General features: G+C 66.3%; 19 protein-coding genes and 3 pseudogenes. 6 read left to right on the top strand and 16 right to left on the bottom strand.

The features are described from left to right. Positions 1-193 precede the first annotated feature (193 nt). The 3 genes and pseudogenes from OH799_RS03975 to OH799_RS03985 form a co-directional block, all read right to left on the bottom strand. Positions 194-1390, bottom strand: coding sequence for an NAD(P)/FAD-dependent oxidoreductase (locus OH799_RS03975; RefSeq protein ID WP_406275852.1), 1197 nt, complete (start codon positions 1388-1390; stop codon positions 194-196). Positions 1391-2007: 617 nt separating this feature from the next. Next, the gene (locus tag OH799_RS03980) at positions 2008-2382 is read right to left on the bottom strand and encodes a hypothetical protein (RefSeq protein WP_406281781.1); all 375 of its coding nucleotides are present in this window, start codon (positions 2380-2382) and stop codon (positions 2008-2010) included. A gap of 240 nt (positions 2383-2622) precedes the next feature. Continuing rightward, a pseudogene (locus OH799_RS03985) lies at positions 2623-3745 on the bottom strand (FAD-dependent oxidoreductase); the annotation flags it as partial. 116 nt (positions 3746-3861) lie between these two features. Between OH799_RS03985 and OH799_RS03990 the strand changes: the two are divergent. Further along, entirely contained in the window at positions 3862-4347 is a 486-nt protein-coding gene (locus tag OH799_RS03990) for a MarR family winged helix-turn-helix transcriptional regulator (protein WP_406275855.1), read from the top strand. 335 nt (positions 4348-4682) lie between these two features. Here OH799_RS03990 and OH799_RS03995 read toward each other — a convergent pair whose 3' ends face one another. Beyond that, positions 4683-5333, bottom strand: a complete 651-nt coding sequence (locus OH799_RS03995; RefSeq protein ID WP_406275858.1) for an FMN-dependent NADH-azoreductase — start codon at positions 5331-5333, stop codon at positions 4683-4685. A 147-nt stretch (positions 5334-5480) separates the two neighbouring features. Between OH799_RS03995 and OH799_RS04000 the strand changes: the two are divergent. Then, a pseudogene (locus tag OH799_RS04000) lies at positions 5481-6140 on the top strand (nitroreductase); the annotation flags it as partial. Between the two features lie 325 nt (positions 6141-6465). Here the strand turns inward: OH799_RS04000 and OH799_RS04005 are convergent. The 4 genes from OH799_RS04005 to OH799_RS04020 all read right to left on the bottom strand — a co-directional run bounded on the left by OH799_RS04005 (position 6466) and on the right by OH799_RS04020 (position 8283). Next, positions 6466-6693, bottom strand: a complete 228-nt coding sequence (locus OH799_RS04005; protein WP_406275861.1) for a hypothetical protein — start codon at positions 6691-6693, stop codon at positions 6466-6468. Further along, complete coding sequence (locus OH799_RS04010; protein ID WP_406275864.1) at positions 6669-7091, bottom strand: tyrosine-type recombinase/integrase; 423 nt, start codon at positions 7089-7091, stop codon at positions 6669-6671. The genes OH799_RS04005 and OH799_RS04010 overlap by 25 nt, the downstream gene beginning before the upstream one ends. Beyond that, positions 7085-7723, bottom strand: a complete 639-nt coding sequence (locus OH799_RS04015; RefSeq protein WP_406275867.1) for a site-specific integrase — start codon at positions 7721-7723, stop codon at positions 7085-7087. Before OH799_RS04015 ends, OH799_RS04010 begins: the two co-directional genes overlap by 7 nt. A 125-nt stretch (positions 7724-7848) precedes the next feature. Next, a complete protein-coding gene (locus tag OH799_RS04020; RefSeq protein ID WP_406275870.1) occupies positions 7849-8283 on the bottom strand; it encodes a hypothetical protein in 435 nt (144 codons plus the stop codon). Between the two features lie 1084 nt (positions 8284-9367). Here OH799_RS04020 and OH799_RS04025 point away from each other — a divergent pair. Next, positions 9368-9919, top strand: a complete 552-nt coding sequence (locus OH799_RS04025; protein ID WP_406275873.1) for a hypothetical protein — start codon at positions 9368-9370, stop codon at positions 9917-9919. 655 nt (positions 9920-10574) lie between these two features. Continuing rightward, on the top strand, positions 10575-11816 hold the full coding sequence (locus tag OH799_RS04030; protein ID WP_406275875.1) for a lipase family protein: 1242 nt from the start codon (positions 10575-10577) through the stop codon (positions 11814-11816). A 597-nt stretch (positions 11817-12413) separates the two neighbouring features. On the opposite strand, the gene OH799_RS04035 is transcribed toward OH799_RS04030, so the two are convergent. From OH799_RS04035 to OH799_RS04050, 4 genes are all read right to left on the bottom strand, one after another. Then, positions 12414-13577, bottom strand: a complete 1164-nt coding sequence (locus OH799_RS04035) for a hypothetical protein (protein ID WP_406275877.1) — start codon at positions 13575-13577, stop codon at positions 12414-12416. Between the two features lie 183 nt (positions 13578-13760). Then, complete coding sequence (locus OH799_RS04040; protein WP_406275879.1) at positions 13761-14294, bottom strand: hypothetical protein; 534 nt, start codon at positions 14292-14294, stop codon at positions 13761-13763. Positions 14295-14326: 32 nt separating this feature from the next. Then, the gene (locus tag OH799_RS04045; RefSeq protein WP_406275882.1) at positions 14327-15991 is read right to left on the bottom strand and encodes a PrsW family intramembrane metalloprotease; all 1665 of its coding nucleotides are present in this window, start codon (positions 15989-15991) and stop codon (positions 14327-14329) included. After that, entirely contained in the window at positions 15988-16224 is a 237-nt protein-coding gene (locus tag OH799_RS04050) for a hypothetical protein (RefSeq protein WP_406275885.1), read from the bottom strand. Before OH799_RS04050 ends, OH799_RS04045 begins: the two co-directional genes overlap by 4 nt. A gap of 216 nt (positions 16225-16440) precedes the next feature. On the opposite strand from OH799_RS04050, the gene OH799_RS04055 reads away from it, so the two are divergent. Continuing rightward, positions 16441-19221, top strand: a complete 2781-nt coding sequence (locus OH799_RS04055) for a BTAD domain-containing putative transcriptional regulator (RefSeq protein ID WP_406275888.1) — start codon at positions 16441-16443, stop codon at positions 19219-19221. Between the two features lie 688 nt (positions 19222-19909). Here OH799_RS04055 and OH799_RS04060 read toward each other — a convergent pair. The 4 genes and pseudogenes from OH799_RS04060 to OH799_RS04075 form a co-directional block, all read right to left on the bottom strand. Continuing rightward, entirely contained in the window at positions 19910-20734 is an 825-nt protein-coding gene (locus OH799_RS04060) for an enoyl-CoA hydratase/isomerase family protein (RefSeq protein ID WP_406275891.1), read from the bottom strand. 458 nt (positions 20735-21192) lie between these two features. Beyond that, positions 21193-21672, bottom strand: a complete 480-nt coding sequence (locus tag OH799_RS04065; protein ID WP_406281783.1) for a winged helix-turn-helix transcriptional regulator — start codon at positions 21670-21672, stop codon at positions 21193-21195. A gap of 750 nt (positions 21673-22422) precedes the next feature. Further along, positions 22423-22773: pseudogene (locus OH799_RS04070) on the bottom strand (hypothetical protein); the annotation flags it as partial. 107 nt (positions 22774-22880) lie between these two features. Next, positions 22881-23222 (bottom strand): hypothetical protein, encoded by a 342-nt coding sequence (locus OH799_RS04075; RefSeq protein WP_406275894.1) that lies wholly within the window; start codon positions 23220-23222, stop codon positions 22881-22883. Between the two features lie 35 nt (positions 23223-23257). Between OH799_RS04075 and OH799_RS04080 the strand changes: the two genes are divergently transcribed. Next, the gene (locus OH799_RS04080; protein WP_406281786.1) at positions 23258-23464 is read left to right on the top strand and encodes a contact-dependent growth inhibition system immunity protein; all 207 of its coding nucleotides are present in this window, start codon (positions 23258-23260) and stop codon (positions 23462-23464) included. The last annotated feature ends 200 nt before the right edge of the window (positions 23465-23664 follow it).

Consider the following 23664-nt stretch of genomic DNA (forward strand, 5'->3'; position numbering starts at 1 on the left):
CCCTCGGTAGCGACGGTGAGCGGGTGATGGGGTCCCCGCTCGAACACGGCCGAGGGCGGGGGCGTGCAGCTGCAGGGCGGAGGAGGGCGTCGACGCGGAGCGTCGGCAACCGACGACAATGCCGCTGGGGGTACCCCCTCTGGGGGAGCGCGTGCCACACCCCCAGTCTGCGGCATGATCGGCCGGACAGACCCTAAGCGGTGTGTCGGGTGCCGGAGGGCGTCTGTTCCGGCTGAGGCGCTGCCACGCGGCCGGTGCTGTCGCCGTGGGATGCGCGTGAACTGGCCTTGCGTGCCCCGAACACCAACTTGTTGAGGGTGAACCGGCAGGCGATCTCCTTGACGCCGGCACCGGGCCGCCCGCTGATGCTGAGCGCGTTCACCTTGTCGTTCGGGTAGGAGAACTGGGTGACGCCTTCGTTTCGGCCGAGGCTGAGGCACTGCCCGGCGAAGAACATCCGGACGCGAGCGGGTGTTTTCCCCGCGATCCGGCGCAGGATCGTATCGGCGGCTGCCGGGCCCAGCTGCACGGCGGCCTGGCAGCTCATCCGGAACGGCTGGTCCGTCATGCCCGCCGCGTCCCCGGCTGCGACGATGCGCATGTCGTCCACACTGGTCAGGGTCGCGTCGGTGAGCAGGCGGCCGTCGGTGTCGGTGCGCAGCCCGCTGCGGGCGGCCAGGTCCGGGATACGGAATCCCGCAGTCCAGATGGTCACCGCGCTGGGCAGCGAGCGGCCGTCGTCGAGCAGTACGGCGTCCTGTGTCACTGCCCGCACCCGCGCACCGGGACCTTCGATGACGGTCACACCCAGCACGGCGAGCCGGCGGGCGACCGGGCGGCGGACCCGGGCGTGCAGGGAGGGGCCGAGCACGTCGCCACAGACCAGGGTGACCTTGCGGCCCGCTTCCGCCAGCTCGGCGGCGGTCTCCAGGCCGGTCGGGCCTGCCCCGACCACGGTCACCGAAGCCGACGCGGACGTTGTATCCAGCGCCGACCGCAGTCGTTGCGCCCCCTCGAAGTCCGACAACCAATGAGCGAATTCCGCCGCTCCGGGCACGCCGGGATCGGCGGCGCCGCTGCCCACCGCGTAGACGAGGTAGTCGTAGGAGAGCGTGCCACCGCCCGCCAGCGACACCCGGCGCCCGGCGGCGTCGATCCGGGTCGCAGTATCGACCACCAGCCGGACGTTCCCGCCCAGCACCTCACCGAAGCCCTCGACCGCGTCGTCGGAGCCGGTCACGAGCTGGTGCAGGCGGATCCGCGAGACGAACTCGGGACGCGGATTGACCAGGGTCACCGACACGCCATCGCGCCGAGCCAGGCGGTTGGCCGCCGTCACGCCCCCGTACCCGCCGCCGACGACGACTACCTCGACGTTCCCGTTCGTCATGTTCCCGTTCATCATGTCTCCTCGTGTTGTGGACTCGACATGGAGACACCAACTGCCCGCCCGGCGTAACAACCCGCGGAGGAGAGGTAGCACACACTAACGCCGGCCCTCCGCGGGTGGCATAAGGCCGCCCTGACAAAGATCTATATCAGCATCTGCTGGGCCCGGCTCGGCTGGTGCGGTCTGCCGCCCGAGCACGCCCTTTTTTCAAGCCTCGACCACCAGCACCGGTGCCGATGTGTGGACCTTCGACGTACCGCCCTTGGACTACGAGCACAACGGGCATTCCTCGGTCATCAGTTACGACGATATGGGCTGGCTCGACGTGCAACGCTCCGCCCTGGTCGACGACGGGATCGTCTGCAACGACGACCGCATGCAGGGACCACCCGGTTGCCGCCAAGGCTGCCGAGTTGGCCGGTCGACTGGAAGGTCGCGGCGCGGATCCGTAAGCACGCCCTCGATGAGGATGGGGATGCCTTGCCAGCCCGACGAGCTCAGCAGGACAACTCTCGCGGCGCAGCACGGCAACACACCGTGATCACCGACAACAAGGCAGGGATGCGCAGCCGCACGGGCGATGCGCTCACCGCGGGGCGCGATTTCTCACCGTACGTTCATTCGACCAGCTTCCCGGCCGTGGATACTTCCTGCATGAGTTGGGCGAGGTCATCGGGGATGTCCGGGATGTCTTCTCGTTCGATTCGGCCGGGTCCGGACCAGACGAGATTCACGCGCAGGTCTGGGTCGAGTTCGGGGTAATCGGAGCGGTTGTGGCACCCGCGCGTTTCGCGTCGTTCCAGGGCGGTCTCCAGCGTGGCGCGGCCGGCGATCGCGGAGGATTTCAGGTCGAACGCGTGTGCCAGATCCTGGAAGCCGGCGGGGTCGGGATGTACTCCGATGTTGTTCATCCGTTCCTCGATCTGATCGAGATCGGATAGGCCGGCTCGAATTCCGGTGTCGTCGCGGACCACCCCGGCGTGCTCGGTCATCGTGTTGCGGAGGGCTCGTTGTAAGGCGCGCACGTTCTCTTTGCCATCGGTGGTCAGGAGTTCGTCCACCTCGCTGCCCGCATCGGCGAGCGCGCCCTGTGATCGGCGCTGGACGGATAGTTCGGCGGAGTACCGCGCTGCGGCCTCGCCGACGATCCGGCCGTACACCAGGAGTTCGATCAGCGAGTTGCCGCCGAGGCGATTGGCGCCGTGTAGCCCACTCGATGCTTCGCCGATCGCGTAGAGGCCCTCGACGTCGGTTCCGTGGTCCTGCGACCGCACCCGGACACCACCCATCGAGTAGTGCGCGGTGGGCGCGATCTCGATCGGATCGCGGGTGATGTCGAGCATCTGCAGTTCCAGCAATGTCTGATAGACACGCGGCAACCGCCGCCTGATCGTTTCCCGCGGCAGGTGCGACACATCCAGCCAGACACCGCCGTTCGCGGTTCCCCTGCCTTGCTTGATCTCCGTGTAGGCGGCCAGCGCCACCCTGTCACGGGTCGACAGTTCCATCCGCTCCGGGTCATACCGTTGCATGAACCGCTCGCCTCCGGCATTCCGGAGGATCCCGCCTTCACCACGCGTCGCTTCCGACACCAGCGTGCCGGCGGCATTCTCCAGTTCGATGAGCCCGGAGGGGTGAAATTGCACAAGCTCCGGATCTCGGATTCGACCACCGGCGAGCAGGGCGACGCGAAAGCAGTCACCAGTGTTCTCATCGCGCCTCGACGACGTGCGCCGCCAGATTCGGGTGTGACCGCCCGCAGCGAGGACGACGGCATCAGCGTGGATCACATAGCGTCGACCGTTGACGAGATCGAACCCGTAGGCGCCGAACACAATGTTGTCGTGCACCAGAATTCGCGTCACATAACAGGTGTCCACAATGTGTATGCCGAGCTGGGTAGCGCGGTTCACGAGTGTCCGCTGGATCTCCAGCCCGGTATAGTCACCGGCGAACGCGGTCCGTCGATAAGTGTGTGCACCGAAGAACCGCTGGGATCCGCCCATCCGGCTCGCGGGCGAACGGCATTCCCCACCGCTCCAGGTCTTCGATTCCGCGAGCAGCGTTCTCGGTAACAATTCGCACGGTCTCCGGACGGGCGAGGAGGTAACTCTCCTTGATGGTGTCGGCGGCGTGCTGTTGCCAGCTGTCTTCGGGGTCCATTGTCGAAAGTGCGGCGTTGATCCCACCTGCCGCCAGTGTGGTGTGCGCATCCGCCGTCGCCCGTTTACCTACCATCAGCACGTCGACTCCACGCTCGGCCAACTCGATAGCGGCACGCAAACCCGCCCCGCCGGTGCCGATCACGAGAACCGACGTTGCGATCTGATGCTCGCCCGAAAAGAAATTGCTCACTTGCCGAGCAGATGCACGTGGATGATCGCCGCCGCTTCCCCGCGAGGTCGAACCAGCCGCCTGACTCGGTCATTTAGTTTCATGCGATACCGTATCGAATGAAGTAATCTGGCGTCATGGCTGCCGATGCTCCTGACCACACCACGTCCTCGCGTGCGACCGGCCGTCCTGGGGATTCCTCGCCATTCGCTCTCGGCTTGATGCTGCGGAGGGCGCACTGGCATGCGGCCGCGGTGATGAGTCAGGCGCTCGAGCCGCTCGGCATCGAGCTGCGGCATTTCGCGGTGCTGATCGAGCTGGTTGATCACGGGCCCACGCCGCAGCGGGATCTGGCGGCGGCGACGGGGTCGGACAAGGCCGGGATCATGCGCATCGTCGACGACCTGGAACACAAGGGCCTTGCCGTACGCAAGGCCGTTGCGGGTGATCGACGGATCCGGGCAGTGGAGATCACAGCGCAAGGACTGGAGCTCTTCGATGCGGCCCACGTGGCGGCGGAGCCGCTGGCCGAGCGTCTGGTTGCCGAACTGAGGCGCGGTGAGCCCGAGAAGCTGATGGATCTCCTGACCCGGCTCGCCGATCCCGCAGGCCACGAGGCGTAGGCGCCCGTTGTCGGCCGCGGCGGCGCACTCCTGCTGCTCCACGGCGAACCGGACCCAGGAAGCCTGGGTCGCTTGCCTCGAACCTTCGACCCAATAACCAGTGGCTGGTCAGGGCCGAGTTGCCGAGGAGGGCGAGCGGTCGGCGTGACTGCCGGGCAGCTGCGCTTTCCCCGCCCCCGCGATCATCGTCATTTCGATGCGAACCGGGCCCTGGCTGTTCACATTGCCGGGCGGCCTGTCCTCAGGTCCCACAACGCCGTCGGAATCGGCGCAGGCGTCCGGGAGGTCGTGTGACGTCCCGGCTGGGGGCACGCGGCGTTGCCGGGTCGGGATAATTATGCAGTGAGGCGCTCCGCGAGTTCCTCGGCTTTGGCGGTCGCCTCCTCGAGCGCGCGTCGGCGGGACGCCTCGTAGAGGGGGATTAGTTCGGACATGGCCGGATTGCGAGGGGCATGGGTGAGTTCCGGGACGATGAAGTCGAGCTCCAGGCCGAGGATGTCCCCGAGGACGGCCTCCAGGTAGTTCTGTACGAACTCATAGCCCTCACGCGGGGTACCCGGCGCGTAGGAGCCACCGCGGCTGGCGACAACGACAACCGGGGTACCCAGGGCAGAGGGAGTCTCTCCGGCGGTCCGGCCGAGCAAGAGCACGTTGTCCAGCCACGCCTTGAGGGTCGACGGGATTGAGAAGTTGTACATGGGGGCGCCGATCAGGACGACGTCGGCCCACTCCAGTTCCTCGATGAGCTTCACCCGGGCCGCGAACACGGCGGACTGCCCCGGGGTGCGCTGATTGGGGGTGGCGTATCCAGCGGACCAGGCGTCGGCGGTGATGTGAGGAACAGGGTCGGCGGCGAGGTCGCGGTAGATCACCGAGCCCTCCGGGTACCACTCCTCCCATGTCTTGCGGAAAGCGGCCGTGACCGAACGGGACGAGGACGCCTCGACAGGGAATACGGACGAGTCGATGTGTAGCAGCGTAGCCATGAGCTTTCTCCGAGGTGTTGTGCCCGCAGCGGACGCCGCGGGCGGGGGATTCGATATCAGAGACTCGTATCGAACAATACAGTATCGAGTGATACCATTGATGGGGTAGGGAAGGCAGACCCATCGAGTAGATGGAGGCGGGAGATCATGGACGTCTATGAGGCGGTGACGAGCCGACGAGCAGTGCGCGGGTTCACCGACCGGCCGGTCCCGAGGGAAGTGCTGGAGCGCGTGCTGTCCGCCGCGGCACGGGCGCCGTCCGGATCGAACATTCAACCGTGGCACGTGTACGCGGTGACCGGCTCGGCCTTGGCCGAGATCAAGAAGCGGGCCGGCGAGCGACTGGAATCGGGCGACCCCTGGGACGAACCGGAATACGAGATGTACCCGCCCGCACTGAAATCCCCCTACTGTGAGCGCCGGTCCGCCTTCGGCGAGCAGCGTTACGGCGCGCTCGGAATTCCGCGAGAGGACCTGGAGGCGCGTCAGCGGGCCGCTGCCGCGAACTGGGACTGTTTCGGCGCACCCACCGCCCTGTTCTGCTACATCGACCGCAGTATGGGCCGACCTCAATGGTCCGACGTGGGCATGTACCTGCAGACCGTCATGCTGCTCCTGCGCGCCGAAGGGCTGCACAGTTGCCCGCAGATGGCGTGGGCGAAATTCCACCGGACCGTCGCGGAGGTCCTTTCACCACCGGACGAGCTGGTCCTGTTCTGTGGCGTATCGGTAGGGTACGAAAGCGTCACCGCGGGCGACGCCCGAACCGGCCGGGCGCCGCTCGACGAGACGGTCACGTTCGTCGACGACGCTCCGCGACGCGATTGCTCCTCGGCTGGTCGAGGCACTGTTTCCTGCCCCGCCCGCGTAACCGATCACAGGCTATTTCCGCACATGCCCTCCACGAAGGCCATGCTGTGATCCGGCTCGACGTCGACCGGCTCCCCAGTGGCGCCCTCCTGAAACCGGTGTGGCTATGGCATTCGGCTTTCGACGACCCGAACGAGACTCGCTGTGCCCCACTGCTGTCGGAGTCGCCCGCTAGGATCGGCTGTACTGGCCGCCACTGACAACAAAGGGTCGGCCCCGCAGATGCTCTCATCGGCAAAGATGAGGACTCGCGGGAATGGGTTCACTTCCTGGCCCGGCGCCGTGGTGCGCCTGGTAGCCCGAGTGTGACCGTAGGCCGTTGGACCCGGCGCCGGGTGTCGTCTCGTTTGGCTCGCAGGAAGGTCAGGGTCATGTCGATTCCTTCGATTTCCCCGGCCCAGCCTTCTTCCTTCGCGCGTTGGCGGCGTTGCAGTAGGTCGTCCTCTAGCTCATCGAGCCGGGTGATCATCCGGGGATCGACGTGCAGCATCGGGCAGCGGACACACGCATGTTCGTGCTGCCAGCCGGTCCCGTAGGGCCGTCCGCATGACCCGAGTTCGACCTTGCGTTTGTCGAAGTGCTCATCGAATTCGTCCCACTCTCCGTCAGCGAGGGGCCGGTACTCGTCGGCCGGCCGGAGCCGTCGGCGTTCTTCGAGAAAGCAGCGTAGTGGTGGACGATGTTCTCGTCGAAGACCGCGACGTACCCGCGGGTGGTTTGAATGTTCATGTGGCCGAGAAGTGCTGCCCCGATGTGGATCGGCAGGCCGTTGTTGACCAGTTCGGTGGCGAAGAGTCTGCGGAAGTCGTGCGGGGTGAACTGCACGGTCCGGAAAGCCGGATGGTGTTCGGCGAGTTCGGTGCAGAGCCGTTTGATCTGGTTCAACACGGTGCCGCCGGCGATGACGGAGCCGCCGCAGTACTCCGAGCCGGGGAAAGCCCGCGCGCATGGGGAAGGGCGGCAGCGGTTACGAGAAGGGAAGGAGACCGCAATGCCGGAAGATGCAAGCGTGTGCTGGGCTTGGTGAAGGCGTTCCTCAAGGCCGGGGACCGGGCACGGCGGGTCGGCGGCGTCGGTTCCAGCGGGCTCCGATGGGCCAGCGCTGCTCGCCGTTGTGGTGACACCGGCACCGGATTGATCACCGGGCCACGACCGAAGCGATCGTGGTGGGCGTAGAACCCGCTGACCGCCGACAAGGCGTGGTTGATGGTCGTGCGCGCATACCCGGCGGCGAGGGCCGGTTTGCCGGTGCGAAGGTTGACCGTTCCCGGAGCTGGAGACCCCGCCTTGTGGCGTCGACGCTGTGGATTCGGCGCGGTGCGCAGCCATCCGACCATCACAGCCACCTCGGACTGTGCGGCCTGCGTCCAGTCGACGTCCAGTATCCAGAGAAAGCGGAACCAGCGCAGCAGATCGTAGGCGTAGCTTCGGCAGGTCAGGGGACTGGAGTCGCCGAGTGCCAACTCGGCCAGATACTCGGTCACCGCGGCGATCTCGACGTCGGCGCGATCCAGCACCACGAATGGTGGGTGTGCACGGTCGGTCGGGACGACCAATCCGGGACAGGGAAGCGGGACTCGGCCTTGCATCAATTGTTGACGGATATCCAATCCAGTTCTCCTCCAACACAACAGCGGAACCGTCGTCATGATGGAGGATGGTCAGATGGTGCAGTCAACTGCGCATCACCGGCGATATGGACGCTTCGACCCGTGTCACCGGTGTCGAGGATGTCGGCCAAGCCGGGTGGGGGGTGCCAGGTTGTGTGCTCGGCCGGCGGCGGGGTGAGGTGGATGGTTTCCTCGACAGCGGATCGACCTCGGGCGGCATCGAGCTGCTTCCAGGACCGCATCAACTGCTCGATACCGGCCGCGGTCAGCCCGCATGCCTGGGCGTAGGCGCGGACCTGGTCCGGGTTGGAGGGTAGAGCGGTGTTGGCCGGTGACATGAAGCTGTAGGCGGTGCTGCGCGGGATGCCGGAGAACGCCGCGATCTGGCCCTTGCTACGCGGGGACTGCTGCGCCATCTGCCGCAGCAGGGACAGAAATTCTGCGGTCGAGCCGGGTCCACGGTCGGTCATTTCGTCTCCTCCGCACCGAGCAGCGCGGCCACCGCGCGCCCCACCGGCGGGCCCCGGCGGTGGGGAAGGCCGGGCGGACGGGCACGACACAGACCACGACGCCGGTGACCACCGCCAGCGCGAGCGCACAGGCCACTGTGGCCTGCACGCCGGTCCTGATGAGCAGGAACGTGAAAACGAAAGTGACCGGTACGAGCACGGATACCACCAGCGCGGCCGGCCATGTCCATGTCGGCGGAGGTGACTGCCCGCTCCTGCGGGGGCGGCAACGCGGCGACGGCGGAGAGGGTTCGGGGTGGGTCATGCTCGGTCCTTCACTCGCCCGGGCGGGCGAATCGTTCGGGCCCAGCGGCTGGCGCCCGGGCCCACGGGGGTGGGATGCAGTCGAGACTGAAACAAGTTGTGGCGGTTGGTTACCGGGTCGAGCTGGCGTTCTCGACCCCGACCACTCTCACTCACGCGAATGGGTCGATTCCCATGAAACAGCAGATCACCCCGCCGCAGGTCCGCCGCCGACATTCGGTGTTCAGACGAGGACACATCCGAGGACCACGCGTTGTGTCCAGAGAGCGTCCGGAACCGTCCGGGCCGGGTCCAGATGTCCGGAATCGGCCGACGGAATCGGTTTTCCGTCCAGAACTGTGCAGCGAATCGGCCGGTAGCGCCCCTCACCAGCTGTTGGATGGGATGGACGCCCGCCGGACACCCCGCCAGCGGTCCTGGACACCTACAGTTCCTATGGAGAACACATGGAGCGATTCTGTTGCCGATGCTGCCCTCATCTCCCGGACTCGCGCAGTGGGATGCAGTCGAACACCGGGTTCAGGTGCCTCCCACTGGCGTGGGGACGGCACCTTGTCGAGGGCCTGAACCCACCCGGTTGAGGCCCTCGATCCGATCCAGCCCGATCAGCTCACCTGCCCGGTACCCAGTTCGCCGGTCGCGCGTAATTGTCCAGAGACCGTGTCGTCTCGGTTGGCTACGTCCACCAATCTGGACGGCGCCTGTCCATGAATTTGGACGGCACCACGAAATCGGACAAGGGTGGTGTCCACGAATTCGGACAGCCATATGAAGGACACGAATGAGCGACCTCGACGATATCCGCGACCTCCTGGGAGTCCAGCTGTACCGCAGCACACCGACCGACTGGGAAGCTGCCAGCCAAGCCCTGGGAGCGAGCACCCCCGGCGATTTCCGCGCGTTGGTCGATGCGTTGGGTCCGGGCCTGATCGGCAATGACACGGTCCTTTTGCAGCCGTACGCGACTGATAAGAACTACGATCAGGTGCTGATCCACCAGGAGCGCATGCGCGGACTGGAGATCATCTGGGAGGACGAAGAAGACGACGACCCCGAAGACCAGACGAAACCGTTGATCTTCAACGAACCCGGCGTTCGCCCCGTCCTATGGGCCTACTCCAGCCTGGGCTACTACCTCCACTGGGTCGCCAGGCCCGATACCGACCCCGCCTCGTGGCAGATCGCGCTCGAATCCGCCCGTGGCGAAGACTGGGAATTCCATGCGGGTACGGCGACGAGCTTCCTGCTGCGCCTGTTCCGCGGCCAGGAGCCCAGCAAGTACCTGGGCTACCTGCAGAACGCCGAACAGCATTCCTTCACCCCAGCCAGGTGAAAGCAGTCACGACCGTACAGGGCCGAGGTGGGCCTTCCGCACCAGCCCAGCGATGACGGCCATGAACATCAATGCCGCCGCATCCGATCCGCGGCGACTACGTCGTCTTCCCATCCCGATGCCCCTCAGCAGCCCCGTTGGAAGGGGTAGCAGCCGGCCGGGAACTGTGGCGGGGCAGGTGCTGCGATCGGTGCGGGTACCTCTGCCTCCTGTGTCTGGCCCGGCGGGTCGGGTGGTGCGAGCAGTGGCGCCGATGCCACGACTGCGGCCACCACGGCCACCTTCGCCCGCCACGGCCTGCCCGGCGAGATGCCCTGTACCTCACCGGAAGAGGAGTCCGGGGGCGGCACGGAGGCGGCGGGTGCGCGCCCCGCTTCACCGACCTCGGACCCAACCACTTCACCCGCCACACCACCCCCGACACGATCAAACGCAACCACATCCGCCAACTCGAAGCACTCGGCTACACCGTCACCCTCGCCCCAGCCGCCTGACCACCGACATACCCACCCCCGCACCCCATTTTCGGATTAGACTCGTATCCACAGCTACCGGTCCGGGATGATCTGTCCCCGCTGCGGACCCGGCCTGTGAATGCGCGTCACCGCTTTCTCCTCTCTGTTTCGGATGAAACTCATACGGCAAGGAGCGGAACATGACTGCACGATCCACGACGATCAACGAGCCGACTCTGCAAGACAAGATCACATACCAGCTGTGCGAGTACGCGAATCTGGTCAACAGCATCAGCAAAGAAGACAGCGACTTGGAGCGCACGCTCTATCAGCAGATCCAGCAGTATCTCCACACCAACCAGGAGGTCATCGGGGGGTGGGAGATCGTATGGGGTCCTGGGGTCGCGCTGTTCGACACCGACTTGTACGCGGTCAACGCCATGTACATGGTGCGAAGCACCGAGGATCGCTCCCGGTACGTGATCGCCATGGCAGGCAGCACCGACGCACTGGTGTTCGACTGGCTCGTCGAGGACTGCTTCATTCTCCAGACGCCGTGGTTCGCGAATCTCGCCGCCTCGCACACGATCGGCACGGCCATCGGGGTGAAAACCCTCACGAATATCACCCCCTCCGGCGACCGTCCCGGTGCCGGTCGCACCTTGCCCGTGTTCCTGAGCACGCTCCACGACAAGGCTATCGACCTGACCGTCACCGGCCACAGCCTCGGTGGTGCCCTGTCACCCACGCTCGCCCTGTTCCTGCGCGACACCCAGTGGCTATGGGACGAATCCGAGAAAGCCAGGATCAGCGTGCTCTCGACCGCCGGACCGAGTTTCTGCAATCAGGAATTCGTCAACTACACCACCCAACGCCTGCAACGGGTGCAGCGCTATGCCAACGACCTCGATATCGTCCCGCACATGTGGAACCCGCCCGACATCGATAGCGCCAAGGCTCTCTACTCCAAGAACAACCAGCCTGCTCCCGACGGTATGAAGGCTATGTTCGACTTGCTCGAGACACAGGCGTCCGTGTCAGGCCACTATGCACACTTCGACCCCGCCAGCGGCGTGTTCCAAGGCACGTTCAACAAAGAGATAAGTCAAACGCAAGGCTCGACGCCAGACGAATTGTACTTGCAACAGGTCGGGTACCAGCACATAGGCGGCTACCATCAGTTCTTCGAAATCGAAGGCGCGCAGTGGCCGCAGGGCGTCGTAGCCCTCCCGCCGGTCGGCGCCGACACCGGGATGGGCCGCATCCTCGCCTCGGCCGGTGTACCGCTCGGCGACGGTGCCGGGAAGATACTGGCGAACCGTCGGCCGGTAACCGTCCCGATCAACGGACAGCCCGTGGAGCTGCCCACCGACCACGACAGCCCCCAAGCCAAGAAACTCGTGGACCGCGTCACCGCCGAGTTCGACCCCACCGCCGCATGAACTGATGCCCCGGGCCCCCGCCGCCATGGTGTGGCGGGGGTGGATGGGGTCACCGCCGTGTGGCGGGGGTGGATGGGGTCACCGCCGCAGGCGACCGCCAGCACGCGGAACGTGTGCACTCCACCTGTTATCAGTCCCACCCGTGAACCAGACCTCGACCACCACCATCCGCTCACGTCGATCGCATGACGGGTCATCAATACCGGTGCCGAATACGACGAACCCCACCGGAGGCACTGCGAACATGGGAACGATCGGCTGACCCGCTCACGTTCACCGCAACCCACAGATTGGGTGCCTACCCACGATGAACAGGCGTTTTCCGGTTGCCCATGTTTTGCGTGTCCTGCCCAAGGCACGACCTTCGACAGGGCCAACTGCAAGGGGTCGACGCCCATCCGATGGCAAAACTGCTCTCTTGTCCGATCGCTCATGTCCGGCATGGTTGCTGGCGAGCCGTCGAGGCCTGTCATCGGGGAGCCCTAAGTTTTTGAGTGTCCGGGCGCGGATCGCTCGGATGCCCAGAAGCGGTGGGGCGTGACCGTTCCGGCGGGTGCCGTGCCCGGGGACGGGCAGTTCTTTGGTATGTCCTGACCGTTACGCGGTCTCACGACTGACAACACCACCGCACTGCCCGTCCCCGCCGGATCCGGGCTGCGCCCGGGTGACGGCCGTGCCGGGTTGGCCATCGCCGGGGTGTTGGCGCGGCTGTCCGAGGTCCGTTCCGACGCTCTCGAAGGCGTACATCCCGGTGGCGCCAAGCGGTCCGTGTGCCCAGCGCAGCACGCCAGGGCCGAAGAGGTCGCTCGTCATCCACCACTGGTGGACGAGGAAGGGGCTGCGGTGCGGCTGCCACGGCACCGGCATGCCTGTGGTGTCCCGCTGGTAGGGTTCCAGCCTGCCCCAGGGAAAGGCGCCGGCCAATGCGGCCAGGTCGGTGGCACGCCGCAGTGCGCTCTCCGGGGTGATACCGGTGCTGGTCATTGTCGCTGTGACCAGCTGGTCTCCGCTGACCGTCCAGAGCAGGTTCAGGTTGTGCGCGGCTCGCAGCACCTCCGGGACGGACAGCAAGAGGGCGGCGAACCCGGGATCGTCGGTGTGCCGCAACTCCGCGGGAACACCGACGTCCACCACTTGGGCGATCTCTTCTACCAGCCCGGTGTTCCAGGCGGCCAGCGAGGACAGGTAAGGCAGGGGGTAAGGCAGTGTCACAGCACACACGGTCAGGTAGCACTTCGCGGACTCGACCGCCTGGTCGGCCCTGCCCATCCTGGCGAGGTTGCCGAGGTCGAACTCGTTGACCACCTCGAGGTCGAAGACGGTGACCGGGAAGCCGCCGAGTGGCATGCGCAGCACGCCCTCGGCGACGAGTTCTGCCGCGTGCCGTGCGCTGGCCGTGTGCCTCGGATCCCCGTTCTCCGCGACGTTCTGGTCGACGCGCCCGAATCGGGCGGCCAATGAGAGCGAGCGCTCCTCATAGGTCACGTCCATGTGCTGGCCCAGCCTCCGGCGCCGGGCGATCAGGTCCTCGTGGGCACGTCGGTCCTCGTCGCGCATTCGCGCCGCCTCGGCGAACTCCCGGCGCGTGAAGGCGTATCCCGCGTACAACAGTGCCGCCAGCCACAGCACGAAGACGACGAGCAGGCCGATCCACCGCGCCAGCACGAACACCGTGATGAACAAGGCGAGCGAGACTGCGGAGACTATTTGGTTGTACGGCGTGCGCGCCAAGATATGTTTGCCTATTTTCGTGCGGTTCATCAGAATTCCCCTTCGTTGCACGTGAATACATTTCTATCGATTTGACGAACGCCAGTCCCGGGGCTCCGAACTGGGAATTCAAGGTTTCCGCGGGGTTTCGGCGAGACGCTTCGCGCAGAGCGGAAGCCATGAAACCGCGACCCTGGTGGATTTTGTGTCAGAATTCGCGCTCCATAGACCCATTCACCTGACCGGTGAAATGACCGTGCGACCGCCGATTGTTATCGTGCCCGAGACACGTCTTGCTTGGACTACCTTGCCTTGTACGCTACCGCCAATCGAATTCGCGCCGGCCGAGCTGATCTGGCCGACGTCACCGTCAATCGAATTCGCCGGGCCAATCTGGACGACGTCGCCGTAAACATCGCCTGTGATGGTCGCGCCCTCCCACATGACCACATTGCCGTACACATTGCCCTCGATGGTCCCGCCCTTCATGACCACATCACCACGCACGTCGCCTTTTATGAATTCGCCATTGAAGTGGTTGACGCGCAACTCTTGGCCGCCATCCACCTGACCCCGTGCATAGCTGACCGCGGCGTGGAGCGCGGCGGCGCTGAGGGCGGCGGCCACCGCCGCCGCTGAGCCGAGGGCGGGGTAGATACCGCCGCAGCCATCGTCTCCCGGGCCGCCCAGGGTGTTGACCAGACCGCTGGTGCACTGGGCGACCGCTGTCGCCGGGGTGAGCAGCAGCGCGGTGAGAATGGTGGTCACGAGAAGGACGGCCCGCCCGAACACGTTATGCATCAACGACCCCCACCTGTGCGGACTTCGAGACCGGTCTTGAGGTCCTGGACGCGCCGCCGCAGCAGTGCGAGGTCCACGTCCGCCCGGTCGGGGTCCTGACGTGCCTGGTGCCAGTGGCACATACCCAGATCGAGCTGGGCCTGGTACAGACTGGACAGCCGACGGTAGGCACGCGGACCATTGCGCCGGAAGGCGTCGACGCGGGTGCGGAACCTGCGGGCGGGGCTGAGCAGCACCGGCAGCTCGGCGGCGGTGACCACGTCGTACCCGCTGTTCGCCTCGTGCCGAAGTTCGACGGCGAGCGCGGCCCCCTGGTAACGCAGGCCGCGGCGCAGCAGCAAGAGGTACATGAAGAGGAACATGCCGAGGAGCAGCAGAACCAGGAGTGGCAGCACGACCAAGGCGAACATCGGCTCGCTGACCCGGAACATCGATGGCAGCAACGAGATCAGGCTGTTGTACAGGTAGTGGCCGCAGATCGCGGTCAGCAACCCGCAGCCGATCACAGCGAGCCGTGTCCTCGGGTTCCGCACCTGCCGGGCGGCGCCGATCGCCGCACCGACCAGCGCCGAAAACGCCACGTGCATCAACATGATCCCGACCACCTGCCGAACCCAGTGCTGGTACAGGGCGCCGCCCATGCTCGGGGCCGCCATGTAGAACATCGACTCGACGAAGTTGAACCCCAGACCGAGACCGGCACCGACGACGAGACCGGACACCAGGTCGGTGACCCACCGCCGCGCCACGACGGCGATCAGCAGCACGCCGACAGCCTTGACCAGCTCCTCGACGACGGGCGCCTTGAAGCCGTCGATGATCGCGACGACCCTGTTGTGGCCCAGCAATTGGTAGCTCAGCGAGTCGTACAGGAGCGGCAGCGCCAGGCCGAGTCCGGTGGCCACCACCGCGCCCCAGCCGAACCCGGCGAACAGGATCCGCAACGGCATCCGCCGATAGCGTTGCATCCGGTGCACGGTCCAGAGCGCGATCGCCGTCGTGGGCAGCGAAAGCAGTGCGGCGGATACCAGATCCGCCCCGCTCTGGACCATCCCGTGGATCAGCTTGATCAGGACCGCGATCGACGGCAGGGTACAGACGAATGCCAGCAACAGCTGACTGTTCCGGTCCCGACGCCGGAGCCGCTCGTCGTCGGTGGCACGGGCGCGAAGGAGTCGGTCGCCGCCAAGGATCATGCACGCCCACAGCTGCGCACTGGTGCCGGCGTTCATGCTCGCGGCAGCCATTTCCGGCACTCGGTACTCCGGCTGGACGAACTGCACGGCCGCCACGAGCAAATGGAGGACGGACAGTGCGGCCAGCACCGACGCCATGACCACCAGCGTGCGAGTCACCGGTGCGGCGGGGGCGGCCAGCCAACGGCGGCGCACCGCCCGATACAGGACGAAAAGCATCAGGAGTCGGAAGACGAACAGGAATCCGACGGAGAACGACCGGGACGCCTCGGCCCCCGAGACCCCGAAGCCGCCGGAGAACCCGCCGGCTGGAATCTCCATTGTCGGCTTGGTCAGAAAAAGCAGCAGCGGCACCAGCGCGAGGACGCCACCGATTACCGCGCAGGTCGCTATGGTCCGTCGGTGCGGATCGGGTTCGTATCCCAGCCCTTTCCCGCCGCCGGAATCACCCATGATTTCCCGGGTCACAACGAACGCACCCCGCTACCGACGAGCCGCTCGCCGTGCGCGACACCGATCACGCGTGCGCCCACGGCGACCAGCAAGGAGATGCCACTGATCCACGCAGGTCCGGTTCCGTCCGACACGGCGTCGGCGGGCTGGGTCACGACCAGGCCGGCCAGCGCCGAACCGACCACGAGTACCGGCTGGACCACGGCGAAGACGAGCTGCACCGCCGGGCGGCCGCGGTGAAGCCTCATACGAGGCCTACCGCGTGCCGGCCGAAGGGTACGAGAACGACAAGCGCGGGCATCCGCGCCGAGCACCTCGTCCATCGTTACCCTCCAGTGCGCTGTGCTCGAGCCGGCACGAGCGCCGGCCTCGGGACTACTACTTTGGGTGATGAGGCCTGTACGTACCTTGCACTAACCTTGAATCAGCAGGTGAGAGGGTACTGAACGGAGTCAGGGGTTACTGTGGGGGTCGAGTTCGCCGTGCTCGGCGACGTCCGCGTTCAGGTCGACGGACGGGATCTGGACATCGGGCACGCCCGCCGGCGGGCCGTGCTCGCGATCCTGCTCGTCGAGGCAGGCAGGATCGTGACCGCCGACCAGCTCGTCGACCGTGTCTGGGGTGAGCATCCCCCCGTACGAGCCCGGCACACGCTCTACAGCTACCTGTCTCGGCTCAGGGCCGTGCTGACCGACGACGTCGCGGGATTCGACATCGCTCGCCAGGGCGGCGGGTATGTGCTGCACATCGACACCGAAACCGTCGACCTGCACCTGTTCCACAGCCTCCTCGGACAGGCTCGCGAAGCGGCGGAAGGACGGCGAGCGCTGGCCCTGTTCGACCGCGCCCTTCGGATGTGGCGCGGCGTGCCGTTCGACCGGCTGGACAGCCCGTGGCTGGCGTCGGTGCGCGACCAACTGCGGGAAGAGCGGTTCACCGCCGAGGTTCAGCGTCACGACGTGGCACTGAACCTCGGGTTGCACGCCGAACTGCTGACCGAACTGACGACCGCGACGGCGGCGAACCCGTTCGACGAGCGGCTCGCCGGTCAGCACATGCTCGCCCTGTACCAATGCGGGCGCCGGACGGAGGCGTTGACGCGGTACCGCACGTTCCGTACCCGGCTCGTGGCAGAGATCGGCGTCGAACCCGGCGATCAACTGCGACGTCTGCACCAGCAGATGCTCACCTCGGAGGTACCGCGTCCTCCCGCCGAGCGGCGAACGGTCGAGGTCTCGGAGCCGGTGCCGCGGCAGTTACCGGCACCGTCACCGTGGTTCGTCTCGCGTACCCGCGAACTCGGTCTGCTCCAGGACGCACTGAACGCCGCCGCGGGCATCGTCGTGGTGACGGGGACCGGCGGGGCGGGGAAGACGTCGTTGGCGCTGCACTGGGCGCACCGCGAGGCCGGGAGGTTCCCGGACGGACAGCTCTACGTGAACCTGCGCGGATTCGACCGAGTGGGCAGCCCACTGCCTCCAACGAATGTGCTGCAAGGTTTCCTGGAAACACTCGGCGTGCAGCCAGAACAGATCCCGGCCGGTCTGGACGCGCGGGCCGCGCTGTACCGCAGCATGCTGACCGGCCGACGAGTGCTGGTGGTGCTGGACAACGCCTACGACGCCGAACAGGTCAGACCTCTGCTCCCCGGCGACGCGAACTGCCTCACGGTGATCACCAGTCGGGACCGGTCTTCCGGCTTGGTCGCCCACGAGGGCGCGGTGCCCGTCCCCCTGACCGTGCTCGACGAGACCGAGGCCGTGGCGCTTCTCACCAGGCGACTGGGACCCGACCGGGTTGCCGCCGAACCCGACGCGGTGGCGCGGCTCGTCGCGCACTCCGCCCGACTTCCATTGGCCCTGGCGGTGGTGGCGGGCCGCGCGGTGAGCAACCCGGCGTTCCCGCTGAGCGCGCTCGCCGGCGAACTGCGCGACGAGCGAGCGCGGCTGGACGCGCTGGAGACGGACGGCACGACCTCGGGCGTGCGAGCGGTGTTCTCCTGGTCCTACCGCACGCTGAGCCCTGAAGCGGCCCGGCTGTTCCGGCTGCTGAGCCTGCACCCCGGCCCCGACTCGGACCGGTTCGCCGCGGCTTCGCTTGCCGGGATCGACCTGTCGCACACCCGCACGCTGCTGAACGAGCTGACGCGGACGCACCTCGTGGACGAGCACCGCCCCGGCCGCTTCCGCTCGCACGACCTGCTCCGCGCGTACGCGGCGGAACTGGCCGAGCTGGAGGACACCGAGCACGACCGGCGAACGGCACTGCGACGATGCCTCGACTTCTACCTGCACACCGGGTTCGCCGCCGAACGGCATCTGGCACCGCACTGGCCACCGATCAAACCCACCGCAGCACAAGACCACATCCCGCACCTACCCATCACCGACTACCACCAGGCCATGGAATGGCTCACCGCGGAGCACGACACGCTGCTGGCCGCGACGGCAAACGCAGTCCGCGCAGGCCTGGACGTGCACGCATGGCAGTTGCCCTGGGTGCACAGCACGTACCTGAGCAGACGAGGATATTTGGCGCACCGCGCCGAGTCACAGCGCACGGCACTCGCAGCCGCCGACCGCCTAGGCGACGACGACGCCCGGGCCTCTTGCCACCTCCTCCTCGGCAGAGCCGAAATCCTGTTGGGCAACCAGGACGAGGCTCTCGAGCACCTGCAATGCGCCCTTGACCTCTACGCGCACCTCGGCGACACCACCGGTATGGCCATCACCCATTTCTCCCTCAGCTCGGCCTACGACCTGTGCCAGCGCCACACGAGGGCACTGCTGCAGGCCCGCGACGCGCTGCGGCTGTGTCGCGAGGCGGGCAACCACGTTTGGGAGGCGTTCACACTCACCGCCATCGGCTGGTGCCACGGCAAAGCAGGCCACCACGCGCAAGCCCTCGCCCACTGCATCGAGGCGAAACCCCTACTGGACCGGATCGGAGATCGAGACGGCACCGCCCACAACCTCCACTGCCTCGCGCGCGCACACCACAATCTCGGCCAGTACACCGAGGCCGCGCGGTACTACCGCGACTCACTCGTCCTGTTCCGCGAACTGGGCAGCCCTTACCTGGAGGCGAAGAGCCTCGACCACCTCGGCGATGTATTGCAGGCGGCGGGTGACCATCCTGGAGCGTCCCAAGCGTGGACCCGAGCACTCGATGTCCTCGAACCGCTGGCCCACCCCGACGCCGTCGAGATCGAATCCAAGCTCCTCAACGCCAGCGTGGGCCGGTAGTCGATAGACCGAACTTACTTGATCTTGAAGGTGTCTGATGAACGTCTGAGCTGGGACTTTGCCACCGGCCATGTCGGTCTTTGTGGCTACCTGCCCGCCAGAGCGAGCGAGATCGACAGGGCTCCGGCAAAGTCCATTGTGGGCTTCCTGACCTGGGACATCAGCGCTTGGTGGTCAGCGCCGAATATGTGCTCTACCGCTGCCGAATCGCCTGCCCTCAACTACCGCAGCCGGGCACTGTATTCGTCGCGGAGTCGGACCCACTCCGGATCGCCCGAGGAAGCCCGTTCGCTGGCATCACGTGCGAGAGCGCCCAGCCACTGACGAGCAAGTTCGAACGCTGCCTGTTCATCAGGCGAGATGCCCATATCCCCTCCGCCGCTGAATCATGCCGCCGGTCGGGCAAGCGGACCCGGTCTCGAGCCTACCGATGTCAGCATCAGGTTGACGGAGCTAAGCGTGTGCGGCGGCGGGGCTAAACTAACGCCCCCTGAGGCGAAGAAAACGTCTGTGCGGTTGGGTGCGCTCGTCGTCATGTCAGCTCTCCTGATCGTTCTCACGCTGTGACGGGGAAGCACAGCGGCTGCCGTTCGCACGCGGCGCCGTGTTCCGGGTTGCGTTGCGCTTCGCGGGCATCCGTCCGCGCATGCCCCCATGGAGCAGGTGACGGCACAAACGCCCGAGAGGCTCAGAACTTCTCGGCGACGTGCTTGCCAAGATCGAGTTCGACTCCCTGAGGCTGCTGCAAGCCGCGTTCGAAGAGGCTGCGCACGCGATCCGCGTTCTCCGGCCGCCCCGCCGTGCGCCTGAAGGCGGCCATAGCGGCTGCGTAGTCCCCCGCTGGTATTGCGGTGGCCGCGTCGACGAACTCCTTCGCGCCGGAGACCCCAGCCTTGCTGAAGCCGGCGATGCGGCGGGCGAAGATGTCGACGAAGTCGTCCAGCTCGCCCTCGGGAAGAACGCGGTTGACGTAGCCGTATTCGGCGGCGAGCTGGGCCGGGAAGTCGTCTCCTCCCAGCACGATCTCCATCGCGCGGCCCCGGCCCACCAACTCGGCCAGTCGCCCCATCGGGTTGCCACCGGGTACGGCGCCGAAGCCCACCTCGGGCTGTCCCAGGATGGCGTTGGTACCGGCGAAGCGAATGTCCGTGTTCAGGACGAACTCACTTCCGGCTCCTCGGACGCGGCCGTTGATGGCCGAGATCGTGACAGCCGGGACCTTGCTGAGGCGCAGAAGGTTGTCCGAGAAGGGGAGAAGTCCGGTGGGGCCCACTGCCGTGCTGTACACGCGCTCGATTTCGGACAGGAGGTCGAAGTGCGCCATGAAGAAGTCGGGGTTGGCGCTCTGGAACACCACGACGGTCAGATCGGGGTCCTCCTCCATGCAGGTCACCAGATCGGCAAGCTGCTCGACGGTGTCCAGGTCGATGAGGTTGATCGGGGCGTTCTCGAAGGTCACCTTCCAGTAGGACGGCGACACCGCATGTACATGAAATTGCGAGTGATTGCTCATGGGGACGACTCTAGAGGGTCTGACTTTAAAAATGCAACTCAGCCTACGCCTGACTAGGCCCCCACTTTCGAGGGAAGCGGCGAGTTCGAGGGCACCGGACTGTCACCGCATCGGTGCTGAGCAGGCACGTCCGCCGTCCGGCTGCGCGGATGGCGCCGCGAGCCGCCGGAGGGGGAGGTGATGCAGGTGGGGGTTTTTGCTGATATTCATGGCTCAGTCCGCGAAGGCTCTCGCGCATCCTGACGCCGCAGCAAGGAGTGTCAGGAGGGAGCCTCGGTGACTGCCCGGACCCTCGAGAGATCCATGGACCTAGGAGTGCTCACTGGAGTGCGGGCAGGTTCTCTGTGTACCGCCCCAGCGCGGGTCCTGTGGGCTGCCGGCACCCCTGCCGTTCCGCCGCATTCCGGATACTGCTGCAGTCGGCTGGGCGGGATCGGGAACTCGTTGGCGGGACGCGTTCAGCCGGACTGGCTGAGGGATGAGCTCTGAGGGTCAGGTGCTGCCATCAGCGACACATCCTCCATGGGAACCTCGCGACCATCGTCATCGAGAAATCCCACGTGGACGGCCCGACCGGTGGAGCGGGTCCGCTGGGAAACGGAGGGACCCGCGGGCCGCGGACGGTGACGGTCACCCCACTGCTGCAGCGCACCCAGGACGGGCTGCAGTTCGAGCCCGGCCGGCGTCAGATGGTAGCTCTGCCGGTGCCTGCTGCCGGCCTCCTGGTACGCCAGTGTCCGCAGCACTCCGGCGTCGACGAGAACCTTGAGTCGGTCACTGAGCAGGTTCGACGCGATGCCGAGAGATGACCGAATTTCGGCGAACCGGTGCCTTCCGTAGAGGACCTCACGCAGCACCAGTAGAGTCCACCGCTCGCCGAGTATCTGCAGGCTCCGCTCCATGGAACAGGCTGGCTCGTCATCCATGGGGCCGGACACGTGCCTTCCTGACGGCACAGAACTCACCTCCACATCGACGCCGGGTACTCGTTCGGGGCCACAGACGCCCCGAACCATGCACCGTATAGCTGAGTTTACTATCACCCGCCAGCTGGCACGTACGACTGCTGGGCGGGAGCGGGCGGCTCGGGCAGGTCCTGCCACGGGACGACGGCGTGCAGCACGTGCAAGGTCCCCCACAGGCAAAGGAACGCGGCAGGTAAGAAGAAACAACCGTGCATCCCCTCGCAGACCGGGCCGATTACACGCTGGGGCTGCCGGTCTGGCGCATGTGACGGCGAGGCGGGCTGCCAGTACGACCGGCGAGCCAGACTGGTCAAGGAGACGCTGTCGGGGGCATCTGCAGCGGACGCAGGACATGGACGGCGCTGCGGGAACAGCGGCCGGCCAGCCGTCAGGCGCGGCGGCCGCCGACGAAGGCCCGCTGCTCCGGATTACACGGAGCGGGCCGCAAGGCCGCCTCGTTCGTTCATGTCCGGTCATAGAGCCTGGGAGGGTCGCGTCTCGGAACTGGAAGCTGCGCTGCTTCCGGCCGGGGGAGGCGGTGGTCGGAATCAGTGCCATGGAGCTTTCGTCGACTTCGCTTCCGTCATCGTCGTTGCACCCGACGTGCACTGGTCGTTCGGTGCCCTCGACCTGGCGCAGGATGCTCGGCCCGTCCGGCCACGGCAGGTGCTTGTCGCCCCAGTGCTGCAGGGCGAGCAGGACGACGAGGAGTTCCCGGCCCGCATCCGTGAGCACGTACGAGAAGCGAGCCCGCTCTCCCGGTTCCCGGTAGGGCACCTTCTCCATCACGCCGTATGTGACCAGCGTGTTCAGGCGTGCGGTGAGAACGTCCGGCACCAGCCGGGAACCAGAACAATAGGGTCGGCCGGGTCGGCGTCGAACGGGTTCGGGTGAGGAACGGGCGGTCGATGAGCACGATCGTGCCTGGACGAGTCTGGTAGGACAGGCCCTACAGCAACCGTGCCAGCAGGTGTGCGCCGTGATCGTCCGACAACACGTGCCAGGTGTCGTGGAAACGGTTTGTGCTAAAGCGGGCGTGGGTGCCGGAGCGCAGGATGACCAGGGTGTGGACATGACCTGCCGACCGCATCAGGTGTCGGTGCAATTTGAGGCCGTCGGTGACGGATCGACTGCGGCGGTTCCTGGCTGCGTTGTCCAACGGCGGCTGGGGCCCGCGGTGATCACGATCGACAGGGTCTTGCGGCCCTGCTCGGTGGCCAGATGGGTCTTCGTGGTCCAGCCGCACCGAGAACGACCCAGGGCGTGGTCGTCGGTTCGACCTCGACCCCGCCGGGTGGCTCGGCCTGTCCGGCGCCGTCGCGGCGGGCACCGGCGGCGTGCCGGTGTGCGCGGGCGATGGTGGAGTCCCCGCTCACCACCGACACGATCGCACCGGCCGCGTCGGCGACCGCTTGCAGCATTTTCAGGATCAGAGTCCAGATCCCGACCATCGGGCTGATGAAACAGGAGTGGCAGTGGACGGTCCAGAGATCGAATATCTTGCGCAGGCCTACTTCCACCAAGACTTCGACCTCGAAGCGGACTCACCGATGGCGTCATCCGGAACTTCAGGATCGGCGAACCTCCCGAACAGGTCGAGGCTGTTCGCGAAGCCATTCAGGTTCTGCTCGACTCCGGTGCGAGCGACCAGCAGATGGCCGAGGTGTGGCTGGCGAGAGCCTGCGCCAGCCACGACCCAAGGTGTGAGGGGCTCACGATCTCGAAATGGCTGAGGCAAGTAGCCGATGAACTTTCCAGCGGTTGACCGAAACCTTGGCCACCGCACGAGGGTCGAGTACACATTGCGTCCTGCCTCCGCCTCATCCCCGCTGCGCCGAGAGGCTCAGGCGGGTGAGACAGCCGCAGGGTGCCAGAAAAGCGGTCAGAAGACCGTACCGCACACCGGACTTATGAGACACGCCTTAGTAGTGCTTTGTTAGGTGTGAGGTGGTTGTTTTCGGGTGG

This window comes from Nocardia sp. NBC_00881 (assembly GCF_045207455.1).
GTDB lineage: Bacteria > Actinomycetota > Actinomycetes > Mycobacteriales > Mycobacteriaceae > Nocardia.

Bases quoted from the DNA above. Each gene is read 5' to 3' on its own strand.
- OH799_RS04050 (WP_406275885.1), bottom strand. From the start codon at position 16,224: ATGAGGCTTCACCGCGGCCGCCCGGCGGTGCAGCTCGTCTTCGCCGTG.
- OH799_RS03980 (WP_406281781.1), bottom strand. From the start codon at position 2,382: ATGACCGAGCACGCCGGGGTGGTCCGCGACGACACCGGAATTCGAGCC.
- OH799_RS04005 (WP_406275861.1), bottom strand. From the start codon at position 6,693: ATGCTGCACGTCGATCCCCGGATGATCACCCGGCTCGATGAGCTAGAG.
- OH799_RS04020 (WP_406275870.1), bottom strand. From the start codon at position 8,283: ATGACCGACCGTGGACCCGGCTCGACCGCAGAATTTCTGTCCCTGCTG.
- OH799_RS04035 (WP_406275877.1), bottom strand. From the start codon at position 13,577: ATGAACCGCACGAAAATAGGCAAACATATCTTGGCGCGCACGCCGTAC.
- OH799_RS03990 (WP_406275855.1), top strand. From the start codon at position 3,862: ATGGCTGCCGATGCTCCTGACCACACCACGTCCTCGCGTGCGACCGGC.
- OH799_RS04025 (WP_406275873.1), top strand. From the start codon at position 9,368: ATGAGCGACCTCGACGATATCCGCGACCTCCTGGGAGTCCAGCTGTAC.
- OH799_RS03995 (WP_406275858.1), bottom strand. From the start codon at position 5,333: ATGGCTACGCTGCTACACATCGACTCGTCCGTATTCCCTGTCGAGGCG.
- OH799_RS03975 (WP_406275852.1), bottom strand. From the start codon at position 1,390: ATGACGAACGGGAACGTCGAGGTAGTCGTCGTCGGCGGCGGGTACGGG.
- OH799_RS04030 (WP_406275875.1), top strand. From the start codon at position 10,575: ATGACTGCACGATCCACGACGATCAACGAGCCGACTCTGCAAGACAAG.
- OH799_RS04060 (WP_406275891.1), bottom strand. From the start codon at position 20,734: ATGAGCAATCACTCGCAATTTCATGTACATGCGGTGTCGCCGTCCTAC.